17 protein-coding genes and 1 pseudogene are annotated in these 17,681 nt (G+C 41.8%); 6 read left to right on the top strand and 12 right to left on the bottom strand.

Annotated elements, in window-relative coordinates; all coding sequences use genetic code 11:
- Positions 1-4 precede the first annotated feature (4 nt).
- From V471_RS07620 to V471_RS07610, 3 genes are all read right to left on the bottom strand, one after another.
- Complete coding sequence (locus tag V471_RS07620) at positions 5-1,042, bottom strand: alcohol dehydrogenase catalytic domain-containing protein (protein WP_084871358.1); 1,038 nt, start codon at positions 1,040-1,042, stop codon at positions 5-7.
- Between the two features lie 95 nt (positions 1,043-1,137).
- Positions 1,138-2,232, bottom strand: coding sequence for a ferrochelatase (hemH, locus tag V471_RS07615; protein WP_084871357.1), 1,095 nt, complete (start codon positions 2,230-2,232; stop codon positions 1,138-1,140).
- A gap of 111 nt (positions 2,233-2,343) precedes the next feature.
- Positions 2,344-3,240, bottom strand: a complete 897-nt coding sequence (locus V471_RS07610; protein ID WP_084871356.1) for a cation diffusion facilitator family transporter — start codon at positions 3,238-3,240, stop codon at positions 2,344-2,346.
- 132 nt (positions 3,241-3,372) lie between these two features.
- Here V471_RS07610 and V471_RS07605 point away from each other — a divergent pair, with 132 nt between their 5' ends.
- The 3 genes from V471_RS07605 to V471_RS07595 are packed head-to-tail and all read left to right on the top strand — an operon-like array spanning position 3,373 to position 4,781.
- A complete protein-coding gene (locus V471_RS07605) occupies positions 3,373-3,912 on the top strand; it encodes a TetR/AcrR family transcriptional regulator (protein WP_231844804.1) in 540 nt (179 codons plus the stop codon).
- Between the two features lie 15 nt (positions 3,913-3,927).
- On the top strand, positions 3,928-4,398 hold the full coding sequence (locus V471_RS07600; protein WP_013990563.1) for an HXXEE domain-containing protein: 471 nt from the start codon (positions 3,928-3,930) through the stop codon (positions 4,396-4,398).
- A 35-nt stretch (positions 4,399-4,433) separates the two neighbouring features.
- The gene (locus V471_RS07595; protein ID WP_013990562.1) at positions 4,434-4,781 is read left to right on the top strand and encodes a hypothetical protein; all 348 of its coding nucleotides are present in this window, start codon (positions 4,434-4,436) and stop codon (positions 4,779-4,781) included.
- Between the two features lie 591 nt (positions 4,782-5,372).
- Here V471_RS07595 and V471_RS07590 read toward each other — a convergent pair.
- From V471_RS07590 to V471_RS07580, 3 genes are read right to left on the bottom strand one after another with little or no spacing between them, the layout of a single operon-like run.
- The gene (locus V471_RS07590) at positions 5,373-6,263 is read right to left on the bottom strand and encodes a PfkB family carbohydrate kinase (protein WP_013990561.1); all 891 of its coding nucleotides are present in this window, start codon (positions 6,261-6,263) and stop codon (positions 5,373-5,375) included.
- Positions 6,264-7,622, bottom strand: coding sequence for a purine-cytosine permease family protein (locus V471_RS07585; RefSeq protein ID WP_013990560.1), 1,359 nt, complete (start codon positions 7,620-7,622; stop codon positions 6,264-6,266).
- Positions 7,623-7,627: 5 nt separating this feature from the next.
- Positions 7,628-8,638 carry an ADP-ribosylglycohydrolase family protein gene (locus tag V471_RS07580; protein WP_013990559.1) on the bottom strand — a complete coding sequence of 337 codons (1,011 nt, stop codon included), beginning with the start codon at positions 8,636-8,638 and terminating at the stop codon, positions 7,628-7,630.
- Positions 8,639-8,775: 137 nt separating this feature from the next.
- Between V471_RS07580 and V471_RS11435 the strand changes: the two are divergent.
- Positions 8,776-9,123: pseudogene (locus V471_RS11435) on the top strand (restriction endonuclease subunit S); the annotation flags it as partial.
- Positions 9,124-9,244: 121 nt separating this feature from the next.
- Here the strand turns inward: V471_RS11435 and V471_RS07570 are convergent.
- The 6 genes from V471_RS07570 to V471_RS07545 form a co-directional block, all read right to left on the bottom strand.
- Positions 9,245-10,045, bottom strand: coding sequence for an energy-coupling factor ABC transporter ATP-binding protein (locus tag V471_RS07570; RefSeq protein ID WP_073685519.1), 801 nt, complete (start codon positions 10,043-10,045; stop codon positions 9,245-9,247).
- Positions 10,032-10,868 (bottom strand): ABC transporter ATP-binding protein, encoded by an 837-nt coding sequence (locus V471_RS07565; protein ID WP_084871355.1) that lies wholly within the window; start codon positions 10,866-10,868, stop codon positions 10,032-10,034. The genes V471_RS07570 and V471_RS07565 overlap by 14 nt, the downstream gene beginning before the upstream one ends.
- Complete coding sequence (locus tag V471_RS07560; protein WP_193383673.1) at positions 10,844-11,635, bottom strand: energy-coupling factor transporter transmembrane component T; 792 nt, start codon at positions 11,633-11,635, stop codon at positions 10,844-10,846. The genes V471_RS07565 and V471_RS07560 overlap by 25 nt, the downstream gene beginning before the upstream one ends.
- Positions 11,635-12,237, bottom strand: coding sequence for a hypothetical protein (locus tag V471_RS07555; RefSeq protein ID WP_021153833.1), 603 nt, complete (start codon positions 12,235-12,237; stop codon positions 11,635-11,637). The genes V471_RS07560 and V471_RS07555 overlap by 1 nt, the downstream gene beginning before the upstream one ends.
- 318 nt (positions 12,238-12,555) lie before the next feature.
- Positions 12,556-13,350 (bottom strand): PhzF family phenazine biosynthesis protein, encoded by a 795-nt coding sequence (locus tag V471_RS07550; RefSeq protein ID WP_084871354.1) that lies wholly within the window; start codon positions 13,348-13,350, stop codon positions 12,556-12,558.
- A 105-nt stretch (positions 13,351-13,455) separates the two neighbouring features.
- Positions 13,456-14,001: a TetR/AcrR family transcriptional regulator gene (locus tag V471_RS07545; RefSeq protein ID WP_084871353.1), complete on the bottom strand. Its 546-nt coding sequence runs from the start codon at positions 13,999-14,001 to the stop codon at positions 13,456-13,458.
- Between the two features lie 229 nt (positions 14,002-14,230).
- On the opposite strand from V471_RS07545, the gene V471_RS07540 reads away from it, so the two are divergent.
- Both V471_RS07540 and V471_RS07535 read left to right on the top strand, forming a co-directional pair.
- Positions 14,231-14,932, top strand: a complete 702-nt coding sequence (locus V471_RS07540) for an ABC transporter ATP-binding protein (protein ID WP_084871352.1) — start codon at positions 14,231-14,233, stop codon at positions 14,930-14,932.
- 12 nt (positions 14,933-14,944) lie between these two features.
- Positions 14,945-17,608, top strand: coding sequence for an FtsX-like permease family protein (locus V471_RS07535; RefSeq protein WP_084871351.1), 2,664 nt, complete (start codon positions 14,945-14,947; stop codon positions 17,606-17,608).
- The last annotated feature ends 73 nt before the right edge of the window (positions 17,609-17,681 follow it).

The raw sequence follows: 17,681 nt of genomic DNA, 5'->3' as shown, positions 1-17,681 counted from the left end.
TTCGTTACTCTATCACAATCATAGATTTAATAGACTTGCGTTCATCCATATCTTTATAGGCCTGATTTATATCTTCCAATTTATAACTTGTCGTAAAGACTCGGCCTGGATTGATGTCGCCATCAAGAACAGCTTTTAACAAAACTTGTTTATCATAGGTTGTGACAGAGGCTGGTCCGCCACCAATCGTTGTATTTTGTCCAAAGGTTGATCCAATGGCACGGTTTTCATAGTGCGGAACACCAACAAATCCCATACGGCCACCATTGTGAAGGACTCCAAGAGCTTGATCTACCGCTGCTTCTGTACCGACACATTCGAGAGCTGCATCTGCTCCTCCCCCGAGGATTTCACGGACTTTGGCAATGCCTTTTTCGCCACGTTCAGCAACAACTGCAGTTGCACCTGACTCCAAAGCCATTTTTTGACGATCTTCATGACGACTCATAAGGACAATTTGTGAAGCACCACGCATCTTAGCTGCGATGACAGCACATTGACCAACAGCCCCATCTCTGATAACGACCACCTTGTCACCTTTTTGCACATTAGCCACACGCGCCGCATGGTAACCCGCCGGCATGACATCAGCCAGTGTCAAAAGTGACTTGAGCATGCCTTCACTATAATCTGAAGGTTGCCCAGGAATTTTGACAAGGGCCCAGTTGGCAAAGTGGAAACGGATATACTCAGCCTGCACGCCCCCAGACCAGTTATTACCTGGGTGGTTGTCACAAGAGCCATCAAAACCAGCACGACAGGCATCACACTGTCCACAACCATGTGTGAAAGGGGCAATGACAAAGTCACCTGGTTTTACTGTAGTAACTTCCTCGCCAACTTCTTCGACAATTCCGATGGCCTCATGACCGCTATTTCTATGTCCTTCTTCCATTTCCGGATTACGGTAACTCCAAAGGTCCGATCCACAAACGCAAGTACGTACTACCTTGATAATGGCATCATCTGCTGCCACGATTTGCGGGCGATCAATTTCTGCTAGACCCACCTGCCCAGCTTTGGTATAAACTGCTGATTTCATTTAATAACCTCTATTCTTTCGTTACTGATAGTATATACTTTTTAACAAGAGATCGCTCACATCAAACACTCCCTATTACGGTCATATTTAGTTACTTAATCATATTTTTTTCCATACTTCTTTTCAAGCATTTTCTTTACTAGATATGGCATCTTGACATTCTCTCGACCTTTTTTAGCAATCAATTTTTTGACGAAATCAGGCATCTGAATATCTTCCTCCTCTTCTAAAATCTGTCCTGTGTTTGAAGGAGCTTCCAACTCATCAAAAGTCTCTAGTTGAGGATGATAGTAACGATAGTCACCGTCTATATGAGACTGAATGGTTGAAAGAAGTGCTTTAATCAAACGAGAATCGCTATTTGGCATAGGAGGACGGTGATAGGCCACACCAAGCTCATGACAAAGCTCCTTACACTCCACATCATTATCAAAAAGAACCTCAATATGCTCACTAATAAAAGCTATCGGGACAAAAATATAGTGGTCAGGGTGTTCCTTCTCATCATGAAGGTATTCTAAGACATCAGGTTTAATCCAAGGAATACCAATATCACTTTCACTCTGCCATGTATTGGTATACTGGTCTTCTTCAAGGCCTAAAATTTCCGCAATCAAGCGAGTATTGTCATAAATCTGATCGATATAAGGATCGCCAAAATCAAGGGCCAAAACTGGTACACTGTGAGCTGAAAAAATCACCTTATAGCTGTCATCTCCAATTTGATCTAAAATATTTCTAATCTCATCAGCCCAGTAGTGAAGAAGTGAAGGTTCTTGGTACCAATCCTTGATAATTTGGAACCTAATCTGCTCACTTTCTAAAAATTTCTCATATCCCATGACAGAATAGTAAGAATAATGAGGCTCTAAAATCAAGCACAAACATTCTTCAATTCCGTCATTCTCCATCTCTTTGATTACATCAGTGATAAAAGGGCGGGAAAATTTATTAGCAAAGTAGACCGACGCTCGTTCTCCAAGAGCAGAAGCAACCAAATTCACTTCTTCTCTAGTTATCCTTTGGAGTGGGGTTCCGCCAATTCGGACGTAATTGTCATATAAAGTCTGAATTTCATGTGGTTCAGGACGAACACCACGCCGAATATTCGTGAAAAATTCTGCTACTCCTTCATAGGTAATCTCTTCTGGTGACCCAAAGGTCATCATCAACACAGCTCTCTTACTCATAAATACTCCTTGTTCTACATTTGTTCTATTTTATCATGAAAAGGCTTACTTTAGGGAACTTAGTATCAAAATAACTCTTAAAGGTAGACTTTAAGAGTTTAAAAACAAACCTTAATGATGGTGTTGCTGCTCACTTTCTGCTTCCAGCTCTTCGATATTTCGCTTGTGAGCTCGGTGGGTTGCCAAGTCTTCATCAACTTCGATGGTGACATTTTGAAAGCCCCTCTCTTTGAGCAAGTCTCGGATTGCTTCTTTGCAGACTTCCATCTGCTCCATCCGCTTGAGACAAACATGAACAATAGCATTTTTCTCTAGTCCATCCATGGTCCAAAGATTAAGCTGATTGATACTAGCGACATTGTCCAACTGCTCTAAATCATTCTTAACTTGCTTGATATCTACCCCTTCTGGCACAGCATCCAGGAAAATCTTGAGCGTGCTCCAAAATCGTGGAATGGCTTTGGAAAGAATAAAGAAGGAAATAGCAAGAGACAAGAGGGGATCTAGGATATACCAGTCAGTAAATCGGAGGACAATGGCCATCAAGATGACAGCGACCCAACCTAAGGTATCTTCCAGAAAATGCAGGCTAAGAATGGATTCATTCTTGGTTTGCCCTTTGCGAATGACGAGGCTCGCCAGCACATTGACACTGATAGCAATAATTCCCAACCAAAGAAGCCCTTCGTCATTGACGGGCTGAGGGTGGAAAAGCTTGCTTACATTTTCTAAAATCACCATGCTAGATCCGGTCATCAGAATGACTGCCGTTACTAAAGCCCCTAATAAGCTAAAACGCTTGTAGCCTAGGGTATAGTGGCTATCTTCTTCACGATTGGAAATACTCTCCAAAAAGGCTGAAATCCCAATAGCAATCGCATCTCCCAAATCATGGACGGAATCAGCAAGAACTGCACTGGATCCAAAAATTCCTCCTGCAATAAACTCAACAATGGCATAGCCTAAATTCAAGAAAAAAGCCAGCCAGACCGCATGTTTTGTCTTCATAATCCTTAATCCTCTGGTATAATAGATTCATGAACATCATGTTCAATATCATTATCTAACATTCACAACAGAAAGGATAGGAGCAAACCGTTTAGGGTGTACGTTACTGAACAGTTTGTTCAAATTGTCCATATGACTGCTCAGGATCGTCGTATTACTAAGACTCGAAAAGCTATCTATAGTGCTTTTTTACAGTTACTCAACCAAAAAGGCTATGAAACCATAACGGTTCAAGAAATCATTGACTTAGCCGATGTGGGGCGCTCGACCTTTTACAGCCATTACGAGAGTAAGGAATTATTGCTAGATGAACTCTGTCAAAAGCTCTTTCACCATCTCTTTGAGCGTGCTGAACACCTCTCACCACAAGACTACCTGGCCCATATCTTTCAGCATTTCAAGAAAAATCAAGATCATGTGACCAGTCTCTTGCTCTCTAAAAACGATTATTTTATACGGCAACTAAGAAAGGAGCTGGAACATGACGTCTACCCAATGGTAGCCGACGAACTAAGCCATGCTCATCCAACCATCCCTCACTCCTATCTCAAGCACTTGGTCGTCAGCCATTTCATTGAAACTCTCAGCTGGTGGTTGAAGAAAGGTAAGTCCTACACTGAACAGGAAGTTATCCAGTTTTATTTGGAGATTCTAAAAGTGGGTACTAACTAGAAGGGAGTATTTTCAATGACCAGCGTGCAATTTTATTTTCTTTTTCCAGCCCTATTCATGCTTCACGAACTCGAAGAAATCGTTTGGATGCCATCCTTTGTCAAAAAAATATCAATCCAGTATCCAAACAATCGAATCCTATCTTTTTACACTCCATTTGCTTTCAATGCCATTGTCTTAGAGCAATTTCTCATCCTTATGACGTCGCTATATCTTAGTTACCAGTTTAATAACTATACCATTTATACAACCATCATAATCGCTTATATCTTCCATGTATTCGGACATCTGATTCAGACAATCGTTATTAGAAAATATGTGCCTGGATTGTTGACGGGAATTCTAACGAGTTTGTTTACTCTATGCAATATCAAAAATGAATTTCCAATTATACTTTATGGTTACTCTCTATTTACCTTATTGGTTATCGTTTTAAATCTTGTAGTATCATTTATGATTCTTAATAAAATCGGTCATAAAAAATAGAACTCAGGCAATCATATCATAGAAAGGAAACGTCCATGTCACTTTATCTCATCTTTAGCATCATCACAGTATTCTTAGCCCTTGCTTTTGTCCTGCTTCATCTTGTTGCTGCACTATCAGCTATTCTAAAAGGCAAAAAAAGCTTAGGAATCGTATTTATTATTGTTGGTGCCATTACTTGTATCTCGGCCCTTCTCCTTGTTATGGTTAATCGTACCTTAGCATTTTATATATGGCTATTTGCTAGCTCGACAATTTGCGGGGGCGCTCTCCTGAATGGTCTAAATAACCAAAAATTCAACAAATCACACCACCAAATTCGTTTTGTGATTGACTTGATTATTACTTTTTTGCTATATGTTTGGCTATACCTATTCCAATAACATGTGATGCTCACTTCTATAAATACAATACAAAAAGGCCTAGAGTTCCAATCTAGGTCTTTTTGCATTGTATACTAAACCCCAAGCACTACCATGCTCACTAATAGTCGTGGGCAAAACCATCGATTTTTGTCATTAGAATCTCCTTGGGGGTCAGAATTTAAAAAGTATCTTTCCTTGACGGCCTGGTTCTTCTTGAGCTGTCAAGGCTTTTTTATAGTCTTCAATCGAAAATATAGCTGATGGTTCTGGTAGGACTAGCTGACCATTCCCTATCCATTCAAATAAGTGATCAAAATAGTTCAGCCACTCAGTCCTATTGACCTTAGCTAAAGTATGTCTTAGGTGAAAAACTTCTGCAGATATGGGGAATTGACTACAGATAAAAGGCCAGTCAACTTGTTTCCCAGATAAGACACCAATGGTTCGAAAGAGCCCTTATCTCTTTTTTTACTTAAAGCCTTGATAGACTTGACAAATGGTAGAAAAGAGCCACTGAAATCAAGGTATTAATGGGAATAACAGCCTAAGATATTTGGAGTTCAGAGAGGGCGCGTTTGATTTTCAAACTTCGCAACAGAATCTATTATTCTATTGCTTATTCAACAAGGTCCCACTATCTTGACCAACAACAAGAGCCGCCAGCTCATTGCCCTGCTGAACGGCCTCTGGCAAGCTCATATTCTGACTTAGACCAGCCAGAAAACCACCGCAGAACGTATCACCAGCTCCAAGCGTATTAACAACCTTGACTTTGGCCGAACGGACCATCTCAAAATGATGCTTCCCTGCATAAAGATAAGCCCCTTCTTCACCTAAGGTCAGAACAATTGGTGCGTGAGTTTTAACAAAGATTTCCTGACACTTCATCTCCAAGCTGCTTACTCCCGGAAACAGATATCTAGTTTCGTCTTCATTGCAGTGAATCATAACGTGATTGTCATACAATCTCTGAAGGGTCTTTTGAGAAATATACTCAATTCTTGGTGAAGCATCAAATAACACCTGAGAATCAGAATTTCGTTTATCCAACGCATCCAGGATGACTCCCGCAACCTTATCATCTTCCATTTCATAACCACTAATATAAAAAGAATCATAATTAGAAATGTCGATATTCTCGAACCAATCAGGCTGCCAGAGCTGTTCAATGCCGTTAACAGTCAAAAAGCTCCTCTCACCATCCGGCTCCACAAATGAAATATCCCAGCCATTATCTGCACCATTAACTTTTAGAAGAGGTCGAATACCCATCTTAGCCATATCCTCCGATACCAAGTCCGCGTATTGGCCTTCCCCAACTGGCACAAATAAATCAGCATCTTGCCCCGCATATTTAATCGCGCCATATACATTAAAGGCTGATCCACCTACGATATTTGCCCGTAGATGACCACTAATATCTTCACCAGTCGTTGGTAGCTTTGGAACGTCCATTAACACATCAACAAAGGCCGCTCCAATCACTAATGTTTTACTCATTTATGCCCCCTTCTTATTTGGAACGGCAACCTTCCACAACAACATGCAAATAATCGCGATAATTGCGGAGACAAAGACTCCTAAACTATTATTCCTAAAGATACCATGAGCAAATGGCCCATTCCAAATTGCGTTGTTTGTGAACAAGAATCCAGTAGTTGTAGCCAAGATCCAAGAAATAATTCCCCGCCAATTGAAATGTGTCTTTGAATCATTTTCAAGCAGAGCGACATCATAACTTTGTGATCTGAACATAACACTATCACATAAGAAAATTGCCACCCAACTTGCTAGACAAATGCCCAGGAAATTTAAGAAGAGCTCAAAATTACTGAGAAAGTTTCCAGAAATAAACAATACATAAATCGGAATTGCCAAAACGATGGCCCCATGAATCATTAATGAGGTTCGTTGAGTGACGTTAATTCCAATTGTCGCCAAATTAATGCGTGCAGATCGAAAAGAAATAATACATTGCGGAATGAGTCCGCCAGCTGCAACTAAGAAATAAATTGGCCCGATCCAAGTTGGTAAAGCAGAATACATGACGCCAAACGGATCACCAGTAGTTGCCAATGAGGGTTCAATCGTACTGAGCATTACTCCTCCGGCCATTAAGACAAACAAAGGAACGGCTCCGCCCATTGTAGTGTTCCAAAAAGTAGCAGACGGCTTTGTCTTTTTGGTCACATAGGCTCCCCAGTCGGCAGCAGCCATCGACCATGAAATACCAGATCCGGCAGCAACGATGCTCACAGCAGGAAGGACCCCAGTAATCCAACTTCCCGATGGTAGACTAAAAGCTTCCTGCCATTTGGCTTTTAAGAGGAACAACACGAGAATCAGCACAGTTAAAATTCCAAATATCCAACTCAACCAGGTTTGTATTTTAGCGAGGGTATCTTCTTTTAACAAACCGGATAGAACAACTAGCCCACCAAAAATCACCAGGGCGACCGCTGTGGTAACTGAAGACTTTTCAACATTGATAATACTGAATAGTGATACCAACAACAATGTTCCCGTAATGACATTAACGGCAAGCCAGCCAACCATGTTAAACCAGGCAATCGCATTAGGAATTTTATTGCCATGCGTGCCATAGGCCGCCCGACTCAATTTAAAAGTTGTGACCCCTTCTTTTTGACCAATCATTGCGACCCAACCAGGGACCGCGAAGGACAGCGCACCAACAAGTGACGCAATAATAGCTTGAAAAAATGATAAATGATAACTGACGATCATGGCACCAAACACAAAGCCCATGATACCGATATTGGCTGCGAACCAGTTGTAAAAGAGTTTGCCAGCAGTCAACGTTTTCTCCGAATCTGGAATCTTGATAATATTGTCATCCATGAATATCACCCCTTTTGGTTAATGTGGAACTGTAAAATTTTATCCGCGTACTCATTGAAGTCATGCTCGGGATTTTGCTGATCGATTAAGTTAACCCACTCCACAGGAATGGAAGATTGACCATTCTTGGCGCCACAAATTGCGGTTGCCATCGCACCAATGGTGTCAGTATCACCACCAAGGTTGGCGCACATTAAGGCGCATTTTTGAACATCGCGACAATAATAAGCGATTGAAACCGCAGCGGGGATGCTTTCAGAAATCATTGTTCCTGTGCCGATCAAGTCGTAAATATGCTGACTAAATTTGCCGTCATCATCCTTATATTTATGAGCAATCTCAATTCCTAACTGCAAACGATCATGTGTCTTGGCTGCCCATGTGGGGGCACCTAATTTGAAACCAGCATCATTGGCTCTTAAGGCAAAATCGATTATGTCGTCCCAATTCTGATCGGCCATAGATGCCGTAACGGCTCCAGCAATCATTGACGCTCCACTGATTGAAACATCGCTGGAATGTGTGATCTTTGTAATATCAAAGACCATTTGGACAAGTTTTGAAAGTTGATTGGGCTCAAATAAAGCACCAATTGGTGAGATTCTCATTCCTGCACCGTTAGTCAGTGCCTGATCCGTAATCGGGCGAGGGTCTTGGCCGGCTTTGATGGCCGACAATGCAGCCTTACTACTTGGTCCAAGGATGTTGTTCTCCCAAGCACCGACTGATTCTGCCCATGCCATAATATGCTTCACCAAGATCTCTGAATTAGGTTGCCAGTTGTTTTCGATTAGTCCGTCCAATATAGCTAGTGCCTGATTGGTGTCATCGGTGTATTGGCCTTTTTTAAAGTTTTTGGCGATATCGTTATTGTCAGGGCCATCAAGAAAAGTAGTAATTTTTCCACCAAATTGATCTCGAATATTCTCGACTGGCCATAATTCCGATGGCATTCCTATTGCATCACCGATGGCTTGGCCGTATAGGACGCCGAGGATTTTGTCTTTGCTGCGCATGTTTGCACCTCTCTTTCTGAATTTTGTATTTTAAAAAAAAGTACTTTCTACTTATATTGATAATATAACTTATCTGTTACGGAATGTCTTGTGATTGGGGCTTTTTGTTAAACTTTTTATCCTTAAGTAGATACGCTTGGGAAGAGCGTAAGTTAGGAGAATTATCTAATATTGTTGGTGGTGGAACACAAAGTACATCGAACCCTGAATACTGGGACGGTGATATTGATTGGTATGCACCAGCTGAAATTGGAGAACAAAGTTATGTTAGTAAAAGTAAAAAGACTATTACTGAACTAGGTCTAAAGAAGAGTTAAGCTCGAATTTTACCAGTAGGAACCGTCTTATTTACTTCTCGTGCTGGTATCGGAAACACCGCTATATTAGCCAAAGAAGATACAACTAATCAAGTGTTTCAATCAATTGCTCCTGATCAAAATAAATTTGATAGTTATTTTATTTTTTCAAGAACTAATGAGCTAAAGTGATCTGAGGAAGCACCCGATGATCATGAAACGTTATTAAACACAAAAGTCACCCATGTGAGTTCTTGCCAGAAGCTGAAGTTAATCCTTCAACCTGGAAAACCCGCAGAGGTGACTTTTTCTATACATCTCGATTTTTCTGGCAATAATCATTAACCGATAAATATGTCTGTGAATCACCCAGCGACTCCGCTATGTCCATAATCCGCGGTGGTAGTAATCCCACTCGCTGGACAAGTTCGTGATCGCTGAACAATTCCCGTGGACTGCCGGCGAAGCCAAACTTCCCGTGTTCCATAACATACACCGACTCAAACTCGGCGGCGACCCAATCCATGTCATGGGTGATGGTCACAACTTGGTGGCCCGAATCAGCCAACTGATGGAAAATTGCGGTCAACTTGCGCCGGCTTTCCCAATCAAGCGACATCATCGGCTCATCAAATAAATAAATCGCCGGATCCACTGCCAAAACTGTGGCAACGCTCAACAGCTTGCGTTCCGACAATGACAGGTCATATGGACTTTCAGCTGCTTTATCATCCAAGCCAACTCTTTTTAGAGCCGCTAAAGCCCGCCTCGTAATCGTGTCGTGGTCATCCATGACCTGCGCGACACTCCACTCCACCTCTCGTTGAACGGTCGGGTTGAAAAGCTGATCGTCAGGATTCTGAAAAGTAATCCCAACCTTCAGTAACTTTTCGACTGGTTTAAGATCATTAAAATTTTCTCCATCGATCTTAATCACACCGGTTTGTGGTGTCAGCAAGCCCGTCAACAATTTGAAGAGCGTTGATTTACCGGCACCATTTTGGCCGACAATCGCCACCATCGGATCGGTGAAGTGTTTGTCTTCAACATCCAAGCTAAAGGACCGTTCCGGATAAGTGAACGTCAGGTGGTTCAGTTCAATTGTGGACATAACAAGCCTCCTTCAGATCAGCGCCATTCACCGGATACCGGCCATCAGCCAAGTGCCAATCCATTTTTTGAGCAAGTTGCTGGATTGTCGGGGCTGGAATCTGCCAGTCAGCTGCCAAATGATTAAACACCTCACCCGGCCTGCCCTGGGCTACCAATTGACCCTCGTGCAGCACCCACACAACGTCGGCGACTTCGCACAAATCGTCAATTTCACTGGTGACAATGAAGACAGTCGTCTCTTTGACTTGAGCCAGCCATTGGAAAAATTGCCGGCGGCCAAGGGAATCCATCTGACTGGTCGGATCATCCATAATCAAAACAGCCGGATTAGCCACAATCGCCGTGGCAATTGCCAACCGCTGGATCTGACCACCGGAAAGGCTCTCGGGACGCAAATTCAGCTGTTCAATCAGCCCCATTTGCGTGGCAACTTCTTCAACCCGTTTTTGAATCAGTCCTTCAGCCATTCCCTGATTAATCAAGTCAAAGGCGATTTCATCGGCAACCGTGTCTGCCAACCCGCTTAGTTGGCCAGCTGGATTTTGCAGTACAACTCCATTCATGGCATTATAAACGGGCCAATTGTCGGACACTCGCTGGCCAAACATGTGCCAGTCGCCCTCAATCTCAGCAGACACAATTTTGGGAATGACCCCTGCCAGCACACGGCACAAAGTCGATTTGCCGGAGTGGCTATTCCCGATAATCCCAACCACCTGGCCGGTATGAACCTCCGCGTTAATCTGACGCAGTTGTGGTTGCTCAGTACCCGGATAACGGGTGGTCAAATTTTCAATTACAATCCGTTTATCTTCTTCCATATCTTCCACCCAATCAATAAAATTGCCAATCCAGTCAGACCAATGTGCAGCGTCCGCGACAGGCGATACACGCGCTGGGAGGTTCTGACAGTCCGGTTGGGATTATCAAAACCTCTCAGTTGGAGCGAAATCGACCGCGCCATCGATTGATCCAAGGTCTTAATCACCAATGGAATTAGAACCGGCAGGACTGACTTTAATTTCTGAATCAACGTTTTTTGCGGATTGGTTCCGCGAACTTTTTGTGCCTGCTGGATTTTCCGCATATTGCGCATCATTTCCGGCAAAATATAACACACCGACATCAGAACGTAGACGGTTTTATAAGACAATCCGGACAGTTCCAAATAGGCCGCGTTTTCTGAAATACTCGTGGTCACCATAAAAAAGCCACTGGTCAAAATAATCACCAATACTCGACAACCCAGAGTGGTGGCGTAAATCAGGCCTTCTTTGTAGAACGACACCCCAAGCACAGAAAACAGCACAGTTTGATTCCGACTGTAAAATAACCCTTGGATGATCAGCATGGTGCAAATCAGAAACAGGCTGAATCCCAGCGCCTTAAAGATGGTAGAACTCAATTTGGAAAATAACAATAGCAATGTTGCGCCAAGAATTAATCCGGCCTGAAGCAATAAATTCATACTGGCAAAGCTCAACAACGTCATGTCCAAGATGAACAAGAGCTTAGTAATCGGATCGATCACCTGGTACCACTTGAGCTTGACCCGTGGCGCTCCAGAAATCAATGTTTGATCAGTCATCATTTATCACCGCTAAAGAAGTGCACCATCCGCTTCGGCAGCTGACGATAGATGAAAAATGCCAGGTAGGCCACGCAGACTTTATCCAAAATATCCAAGACAAACTCATCGGTAAATGAGGCCAGCCACACTGGTGCATGATTGGCGACCATTACCGCAAACAATGAGTCACCCCAAGCGATACCGGTCTGACCACCCCAAAAGATGACGTTGAGTGGCGTTGAAATGACAGCTGAAACGATGGCAATAATAATAGCAGAAACAAATACTCGTCGCGCTGACGAGAACCACCCATTGGCGTGCAAAACTCCGACAGCAATCCCAATTCCGATGCTGGTAATCGCATACACGGTTGAAATTGGCGATAAGGTCAGCCCATAGATCACGTTATTGATGAAACCACTGATGGCACCGGCAACCGGCCCAGCCAACATGCTGGCAAGAAAGGTTCCCAAAGACCCCAGCCAAACGGGTAACTTTAACCCCTCCGCCAAGGCTTTGGCAACATAGTTAATCCCCACGGCAGCGGGAATCAAAGTCATGGTGGCAGCACTTAACTTAAATTTCCACATACTGGTACGATGAATCGGTTCTGTTTTCATAATCTTCTCCTTTTGTTTTTAAAGAGCCGTGTCAGGAATGACTTTCGGACGCAACGCTCTATAGAATAGTTATTAGAACCATCTAGTCACTTCACCATACCAACCTTAGTCGACATGAGTTAATATAGTAAAATTACTATTTTTAGAAGTTCATAGTCTTATCATACGCTTATTTTCAAAATTGTCAAGTCTTTTCTGAAAATTCTTTAAAAAATGTTGTGATATTTAAAATGCCTAGCTGAGCTAGACATCTTTCGACTGAGATTTTGTTTTCATTACTGTCACTAATACTTCTACGTTTTCGTTATCGACAGAAATTTAGTCCATGACATAAATTTCACCACGACTATAAAGGGCAGCTTTACCTGCCAGGTAAATCCTATCTCCTGCTAGACGACAAAAGAGCAGTCCACTCCTTTCAGAGGCTTGGTAAGCCCTAAATTCAGCTTGTGCCAACTTATTAGCCCACAAAGGAATGACATGACAGTGTCCTGAGCCACAGACTGGATCTTCCTTGACTGATAATTTTGGAGCGAAACTTCGTGTCACAGTATCATACTTGCTTCCTTTGGCAGTGATATTCAGGAGGAGCCCATCTAAAGCTTTTACTTTTTCAAAATATGGTTTCGCATCAATAACATCATTTTCATGGGGTAAGATACAGACTAGGTCTCTTCCCAGCCACGCTTCAAGCGGACGCACTCCGATTGCTTCTTCCATCTCACTTGTGACTGCAACCTGGTGCATGGAGTATACTGGGAAATTGAGCTCATAGTACTCATCTTTTTGGGTAACTAAAAGTTCCCCACTCTGTGTTGCAAAAGTTAGACTTTCAGCATCCTTTTCAAAAAATCTAAAAAGAACAAAAGCCGTTGCCAAGGTTGCATGGCCGCACAAATCGATTTCTCCACCGGGAGTAAACCAACGTAATTCGTAGTGGTCACCATTTTTAACCGTAAAAGCTGTCTCTGAAAGATTATTTTCTTTAGCGATATTCTGTAAGGTATCATCTGACAACCATTTGTCTAAAAGACAAACAGCCGCCGGGTTCCCTTTGAAAACAGTATCTGTAAAAGCATCGACGATAAATTGTTGGATGGTATAGTGATTCATTGATATGTTCAACTCCTTAAATTGTTAACCTTGTTTTAAAACTACAAGTGAGTATAGAAAATTTAGTAAAAAATCAAATTAAATTATTTCTTGTCCATCTACACCTTACCCCTTAAACCACTCCATTCCTGGAGAACCTAGTATAATCTTGGTCAATTGTTGGGGGCTTTCTTGAGTCCCATTGATAATCCAATCGACAATAAGTCCTGTCAAACCAGAAACATACATGGTAATAGCATAGCGCTCTGGCATTTGATAAGCTGCCACAATGACTGGTCGAGAACGTGGCGTAGACTCAATCATCCCCAAGATAAAAGAACGAATGTTGTCTGCAAAACGAAAGCTTGGATTTTTTGCAATTTCAGCAAAAAAAGCACTGTTCTCTTGGAAATAAGACAAGATGGCTTCTAAGGCTTCTTTGGGATAAAAGGTTTCTTTCCTCAAAATCATACGAACCGTCGTTATGGTTTCTTCTTTTAATTGCTCTAAAAAATCCTGTTTATCTAGATAGTGCAGATAAAATGTCGAGCGGTTAACACCCGCTTTTTTAGTTAACTGACTAATCGTTATATCCTCTAAACTTTTTGTAGCCAAAAGCTGAATGAAGGCTTCTTTAATATCTGACTTAGTTGTCGTTTGTCTCTGTTGCATACGAACCCCTTATTTCTACATATTGTTGATTAAAGTATATCTTGATTTTTGTAATTGTCAACCATCATCAAGGATTTTCATTTATTAATACCACTTTCGTATCCTTATTTCAACACATTGTTGTTTTTTGTTGTAGCAATCGTATTTAAAAAATCATAAAATAACGTTCGTAATCATTCAACAGGTTGTTGTTTTAGCAGCCGATAACTTTTAAAGGAGACAAATACACATGGCGTATATTGAAATGAAACATAGTTACAAACGGTATAAAACAGGTGATGTGGAAATCATCGCAAACAATGATATCACTTTCGAAATTGAAAAAGGGGAGTTAGTGATTATACTCGGTTCTTCTGGGGCAGGAAAATCAACTGTTCTCAATATTCTTGGTGGTATGGATACCAATGATGAAGGAAAGGTCATCATCGATGGAAAAGACATCTCCAATTATAATGCGAAACAATTAACAGCTTATCGCAGAGACGATGTCGGATTCGTCTTTCAATTCTATAACTTGGTCTCAAACTTAACGGCCAAAGAAAATGTAGAGTTGGCTTCTGAAATTGTCGCGGATGCTAAAGATGCGGAACAAACTTTGATTGATGTTGGTCTAGGAAAACGCATCAACAACTTCCCTGCACAATTGTCTGGTGGGGAACAACAACGAGTAGCTATTGCTCGCGCCGTAGCAAAAAATCCTAAAATTCTCCTATGTGACGAACCTACAGGAGCCCTGGATTACAATACTGGAAAACAGGTCTTGAAGATTCTCCAAGATAAGGCTCGCAATGAAGGAGCTACTGTTATCATTGTCACTCACAACGGGGCGCTTGCCCCGATTGCTGATCGTGTGATTCATATGCATGATGCGCGTGTTCAAAGTATTGAACTCAATGCCCATCCACAAGATATTGATAGCCTCGAGTACTAGAAAGGATGTCTCATGAATCGTAAAACTTATTGGAAGGACGTGAGAAAGTCTTTCTCTAGTTCTAAAGGACGGGTGGTTTCTATTGCTTCACTCATAGCCTTGGGTTCTTTCGCTCTTGTGGGTCTAAAGGTGACGACACCTGATATGCAACACACGGGAACAAGCTATTTCACTAAACACCAAACTGCTGACCTCACAGTTACTGGTAGCTATGGACTTAACCAGTCGGATCAAGACCTCCTAAATCAAGTCTCATCAGAGGCAAACATTGAGTACGGTTACTTTAAAGATGTCGTTCTGAAAGACTCCACTGATGCCTTTCGACTATTTTCAAAACCAAAAGATATCTCAACTTATGAGGTTGTAAAAGGAAAACTTCCAAGTAAGCAAGGTGAAATTGCTCTTTCTTCAGTCTATCAAGACAAATATAAGATTGGTGACAAGATCTCGTTTTCTGAAAAAGAGGGTGACAATGGTAAGGATGTCTTAAAAGAACACACCTTTACCATCACTGGCTTTGTTCAGTCATCTGAAATCTTATCAAGTGTTGATCTCGGTTCATCGACAGCTGGTAGTGGGGAACTCAAAGGTTATGCGGTTGTCCCTGAATCTAGTTTTGATTCCGACGTCTACATGATTGCACGCTTAGCTTACAAAGACGTCCATAGTGCTAACCCCTATACTCAGGATTACACTGACAAGGTTTCCAAACACGAGGATGAGCTCGAAAAATTATTAAAAAATCAACCTGCTAATCGTTTGAAGGAATTAAAAGCTGATCCACAGGCTGAGATTGACCAACAAACAAGTCAACTTCAAACGGCAGAGACTGAACTTAACAAGAAACTAGAACAAGCGAAAGCGAGCGGTCAGGATAAGAATCCTCTTGTCCAGGGACAATTGACACAAGCACAAGATGAAATCGCTGAAAAGAAGGAGCAAATAAAGGAAGCTCAAGAAAAAATCGATAGCATTGCTGAACCAAGCTACGATGTCTACACACGTCGTGAAGCTCCTTGGTCAGAAGGGTACGTTTCCTACGAGACCAACGCTTCTGTTTTTCAGAACCTCAGTAATATCTTCCCTGTTATCCTCTACTTTATTGCTGCCTTGGTTACCTTTGTAACAATGGGACGCTTCGTCGAGGAAGAACGGATTAAGGCAGGAACATTCAAAGCTCTCGGTTACCAAAATAAGGACATCATCCGTAAGTTTATCATTTATGGATTTGTGACGAGCATGATTGGTACTGCTATTGGGGTTGCTGCTGGACATATTCTCCTTCCAACTATCATATACAATAGTTATAAAGAGCGAATCCTCCTCGCACCAATTGAGTTACACTTTTATCCATTTAAGACTCTTCTAGCTATTGTGCTTGGTCTTTTGTCCACAGTTCTTCCTGCTTTCATGGTAGCCAAGCGCGAATTAGGAGAAAAGCCAGCCCAACTTCTTCTTCCAAAACCTCCAACATCTGGTTCTAAGATTCTTTTGGAGCGCATCACTCCACTTTGGAACCGGATGAACTTTACACAAAAAGTCACTGCCCGTAATATTTTCCGCTACAAGCAACGAATGTTCATGACTATTTTTGGTGTCTGCGGTTCCATCGCACTTCTCTTTGCTGGACTCGGTATTCGTTCTTCTATTGGAGACCTTAACACACGCCAATTCCCTAACATCATTCGCTACGATATGATTGTCGCAAACAAGGATCATCTGGATGGGCAGGAAAAGGAAAACATTCAAAAATTAATTAACGATAGCAAGGTCAAGGAGCATCTTTCTATTCATTACGAAATGCTTTCAAAAGAGGCAGGAAGTAATAACGATCATCAAGATATCACAACCCTTGTGGTCAAAGACAAGGATCAAGAAACTCTACAACATTACATCAAGCTTAATAATCGTGAAACTGGTCAAAAAGTCGAATTGACCGACAAAGGGATTATTATTTCTGAGAAATTGGCAGACTTAGCTGGCGTTTCTGTAGGGGATGAGTTAACCGTTCAAAATAGTCAAGACAAGGATATCAAACTCAAAGTTGCTGGTATTTCTGAAATGTATATGGGCCACTTCATCTTTATGAATGAAACTACTTACAGAAATGCTTTTGGTAAAGAGGCGAGCCAGAATGCTACTATTCTGACACTGAAGAATCACTCAGACAAAAACGTTGAGCAAACAGCTAGTCAATTTATGGAGCTTGATGGTGTCAAAGGGGTTGTTCAAAATACTACTCTAAAGGCACAAATCAAGACCATCGTCAACTCCCTTAGCCGTGTTATGGCAGTATTGATTGGGATTTCTGTTCTTCTAGCTTTAGTTGTTCTCTTTAATTTGACAAATATCAATGTGGCAGAACGTATCCGTGAGTTATCAACCATTAAGGTTCTAGGCTTCTTTGACAAAGAAGTGACATTCTACATCTATCGAGAAACCATTTATCTCTCTATCATTGGTATCTTGGTTGGATTCGGACTTGGTTTGGGATTGCATCAATACATGGTAGAGGTTATCCCTCCTGAAAATATCATGTTCAATCCAAGCCTGGGCTGGCTCATCTATGCCATTCCGACACTTGTAGTTATTATCATTCTGACAGGTCTCGGTATCTTTGTGAACCAACACCTTAAGAAAGTCAATATGCTCGAAGCCCTAAAATCTGTTGAGTAACATACGATCTAAGCTAATAAGTAAAGCTAAAGTACAAGGATAACTTTCCTGTTCTAGACAAACGTCATTTTGG

Origin of the sequence: Streptococcus salivarius, assembly GCF_002094975.1 — a bacterium.
GTDB lineage: Bacteria > Bacillota > Bacilli > Lactobacillales > Streptococcaceae > Streptococcus > Streptococcus salivarius_D.
The sequence above is the reverse complement of the archived record's forward strand: the minus strand, read 5'-3'. Positions and strand labels throughout refer to the sequence as shown.

What these genes read in the sequence shown, in the direction of transcription:
- V471_RS07620 (WP_084871358.1), bottom strand. Translation starts at nt 1,042, where the DNA reads ATGAAATCAGCAGTTTATACCAAAGCTGGGCAGGTGGGTCTAGCAGAA.
- hemH (WP_084871357.1), bottom strand. Translation starts at nt 2,232, where the DNA reads ATGAGTAAGAGAGCTGTGTTGATGATGACCTTTGGGTCACCAGAAGAG.
- V471_RS07610 (WP_084871356.1), bottom strand. Translation starts at nt 3,240, where the DNA reads ATGAAGACAAAACATGCGGTCTGGCTGGCTTTTTTCTTGAATTTAGGC.
- V471_RS07605 (WP_231844804.1), top strand. Translation starts at nt 3,373, where the DNA reads ATGACTGCTCAGGATCGTCGTATTACTAAGACTCGAAAAGCTATCTAT.
- V471_RS07600 (WP_013990563.1), top strand. Translation starts at nt 3,928, where the DNA reads ATGACCAGCGTGCAATTTTATTTTCTTTTTCCAGCCCTATTCATGCTT.
- V471_RS07595 (WP_013990562.1), top strand. Translation starts at nt 4,434, where the DNA reads ATGTCACTTTATCTCATCTTTAGCATCATCACAGTATTCTTAGCCCTT.
- V471_RS07590 (WP_013990561.1), bottom strand. Translation starts at nt 6,263, where the DNA reads ATGAGTAAAACATTAGTGATTGGAGCGGCCTTTGTTGATGTGTTAATG.
- V471_RS07585 (WP_013990560.1), bottom strand. Translation starts at nt 7,622, where the DNA reads ATGGATGACAATATTATCAAGATTCCAGATTCGGAGAAAACGTTGACT.
- V471_RS07580 (WP_013990559.1), bottom strand. Translation starts at nt 8,638, where the DNA reads ATGCGCAGCAAAGACAAAATCCTCGGCGTCCTATACGGCCAAGCCATC.
- V471_RS07570 (WP_073685519.1), bottom strand. Translation starts at nt 10,045, where the DNA reads ATGTCCACAATTGAACTGAACCACCTGACGTTCACTTATCCGGAACGG.
- V471_RS07565 (WP_084871355.1), bottom strand. Translation starts at nt 10,868, where the DNA reads ATGGAAGAAGATAAACGGATTGTAATTGAAAATTTGACCACCCGTTAT.
- V471_RS07560 (WP_193383673.1), bottom strand. Translation starts at nt 11,635, where the DNA reads ATGACTGATCAAACATTGATTTCTGGAGCGCCACGGGTCAAGCTCAAG.
- V471_RS07555 (WP_021153833.1), bottom strand. Translation starts at nt 12,237, where the DNA reads ATGAAAACAGAACCGATTCATCGTACCAGTATGTGGAAATTTAAGTTA.
- V471_RS07550 (WP_084871354.1), bottom strand. Translation starts at nt 13,350, where the DNA reads ATGAATCACTATACCATCCAACAATTTATCGTCGATGCTTTTACAGAT.
- V471_RS07545 (WP_084871353.1), bottom strand. Translation starts at nt 14,001, where the DNA reads ATGCAACAGAGACAAACGACAACTAAGTCAGATATTAAAGAAGCCTTC.
- V471_RS07540 (WP_084871352.1), top strand. Translation starts at nt 14,231, where the DNA reads ATGGCGTATATTGAAATGAAACATAGTTACAAACGGTATAAAACAGGT.
- V471_RS07535 (WP_084871351.1), top strand. Translation starts at nt 14,945, where the DNA reads ATGAATCGTAAAACTTATTGGAAGGACGTGAGAAAGTCTTTCTCTAGT.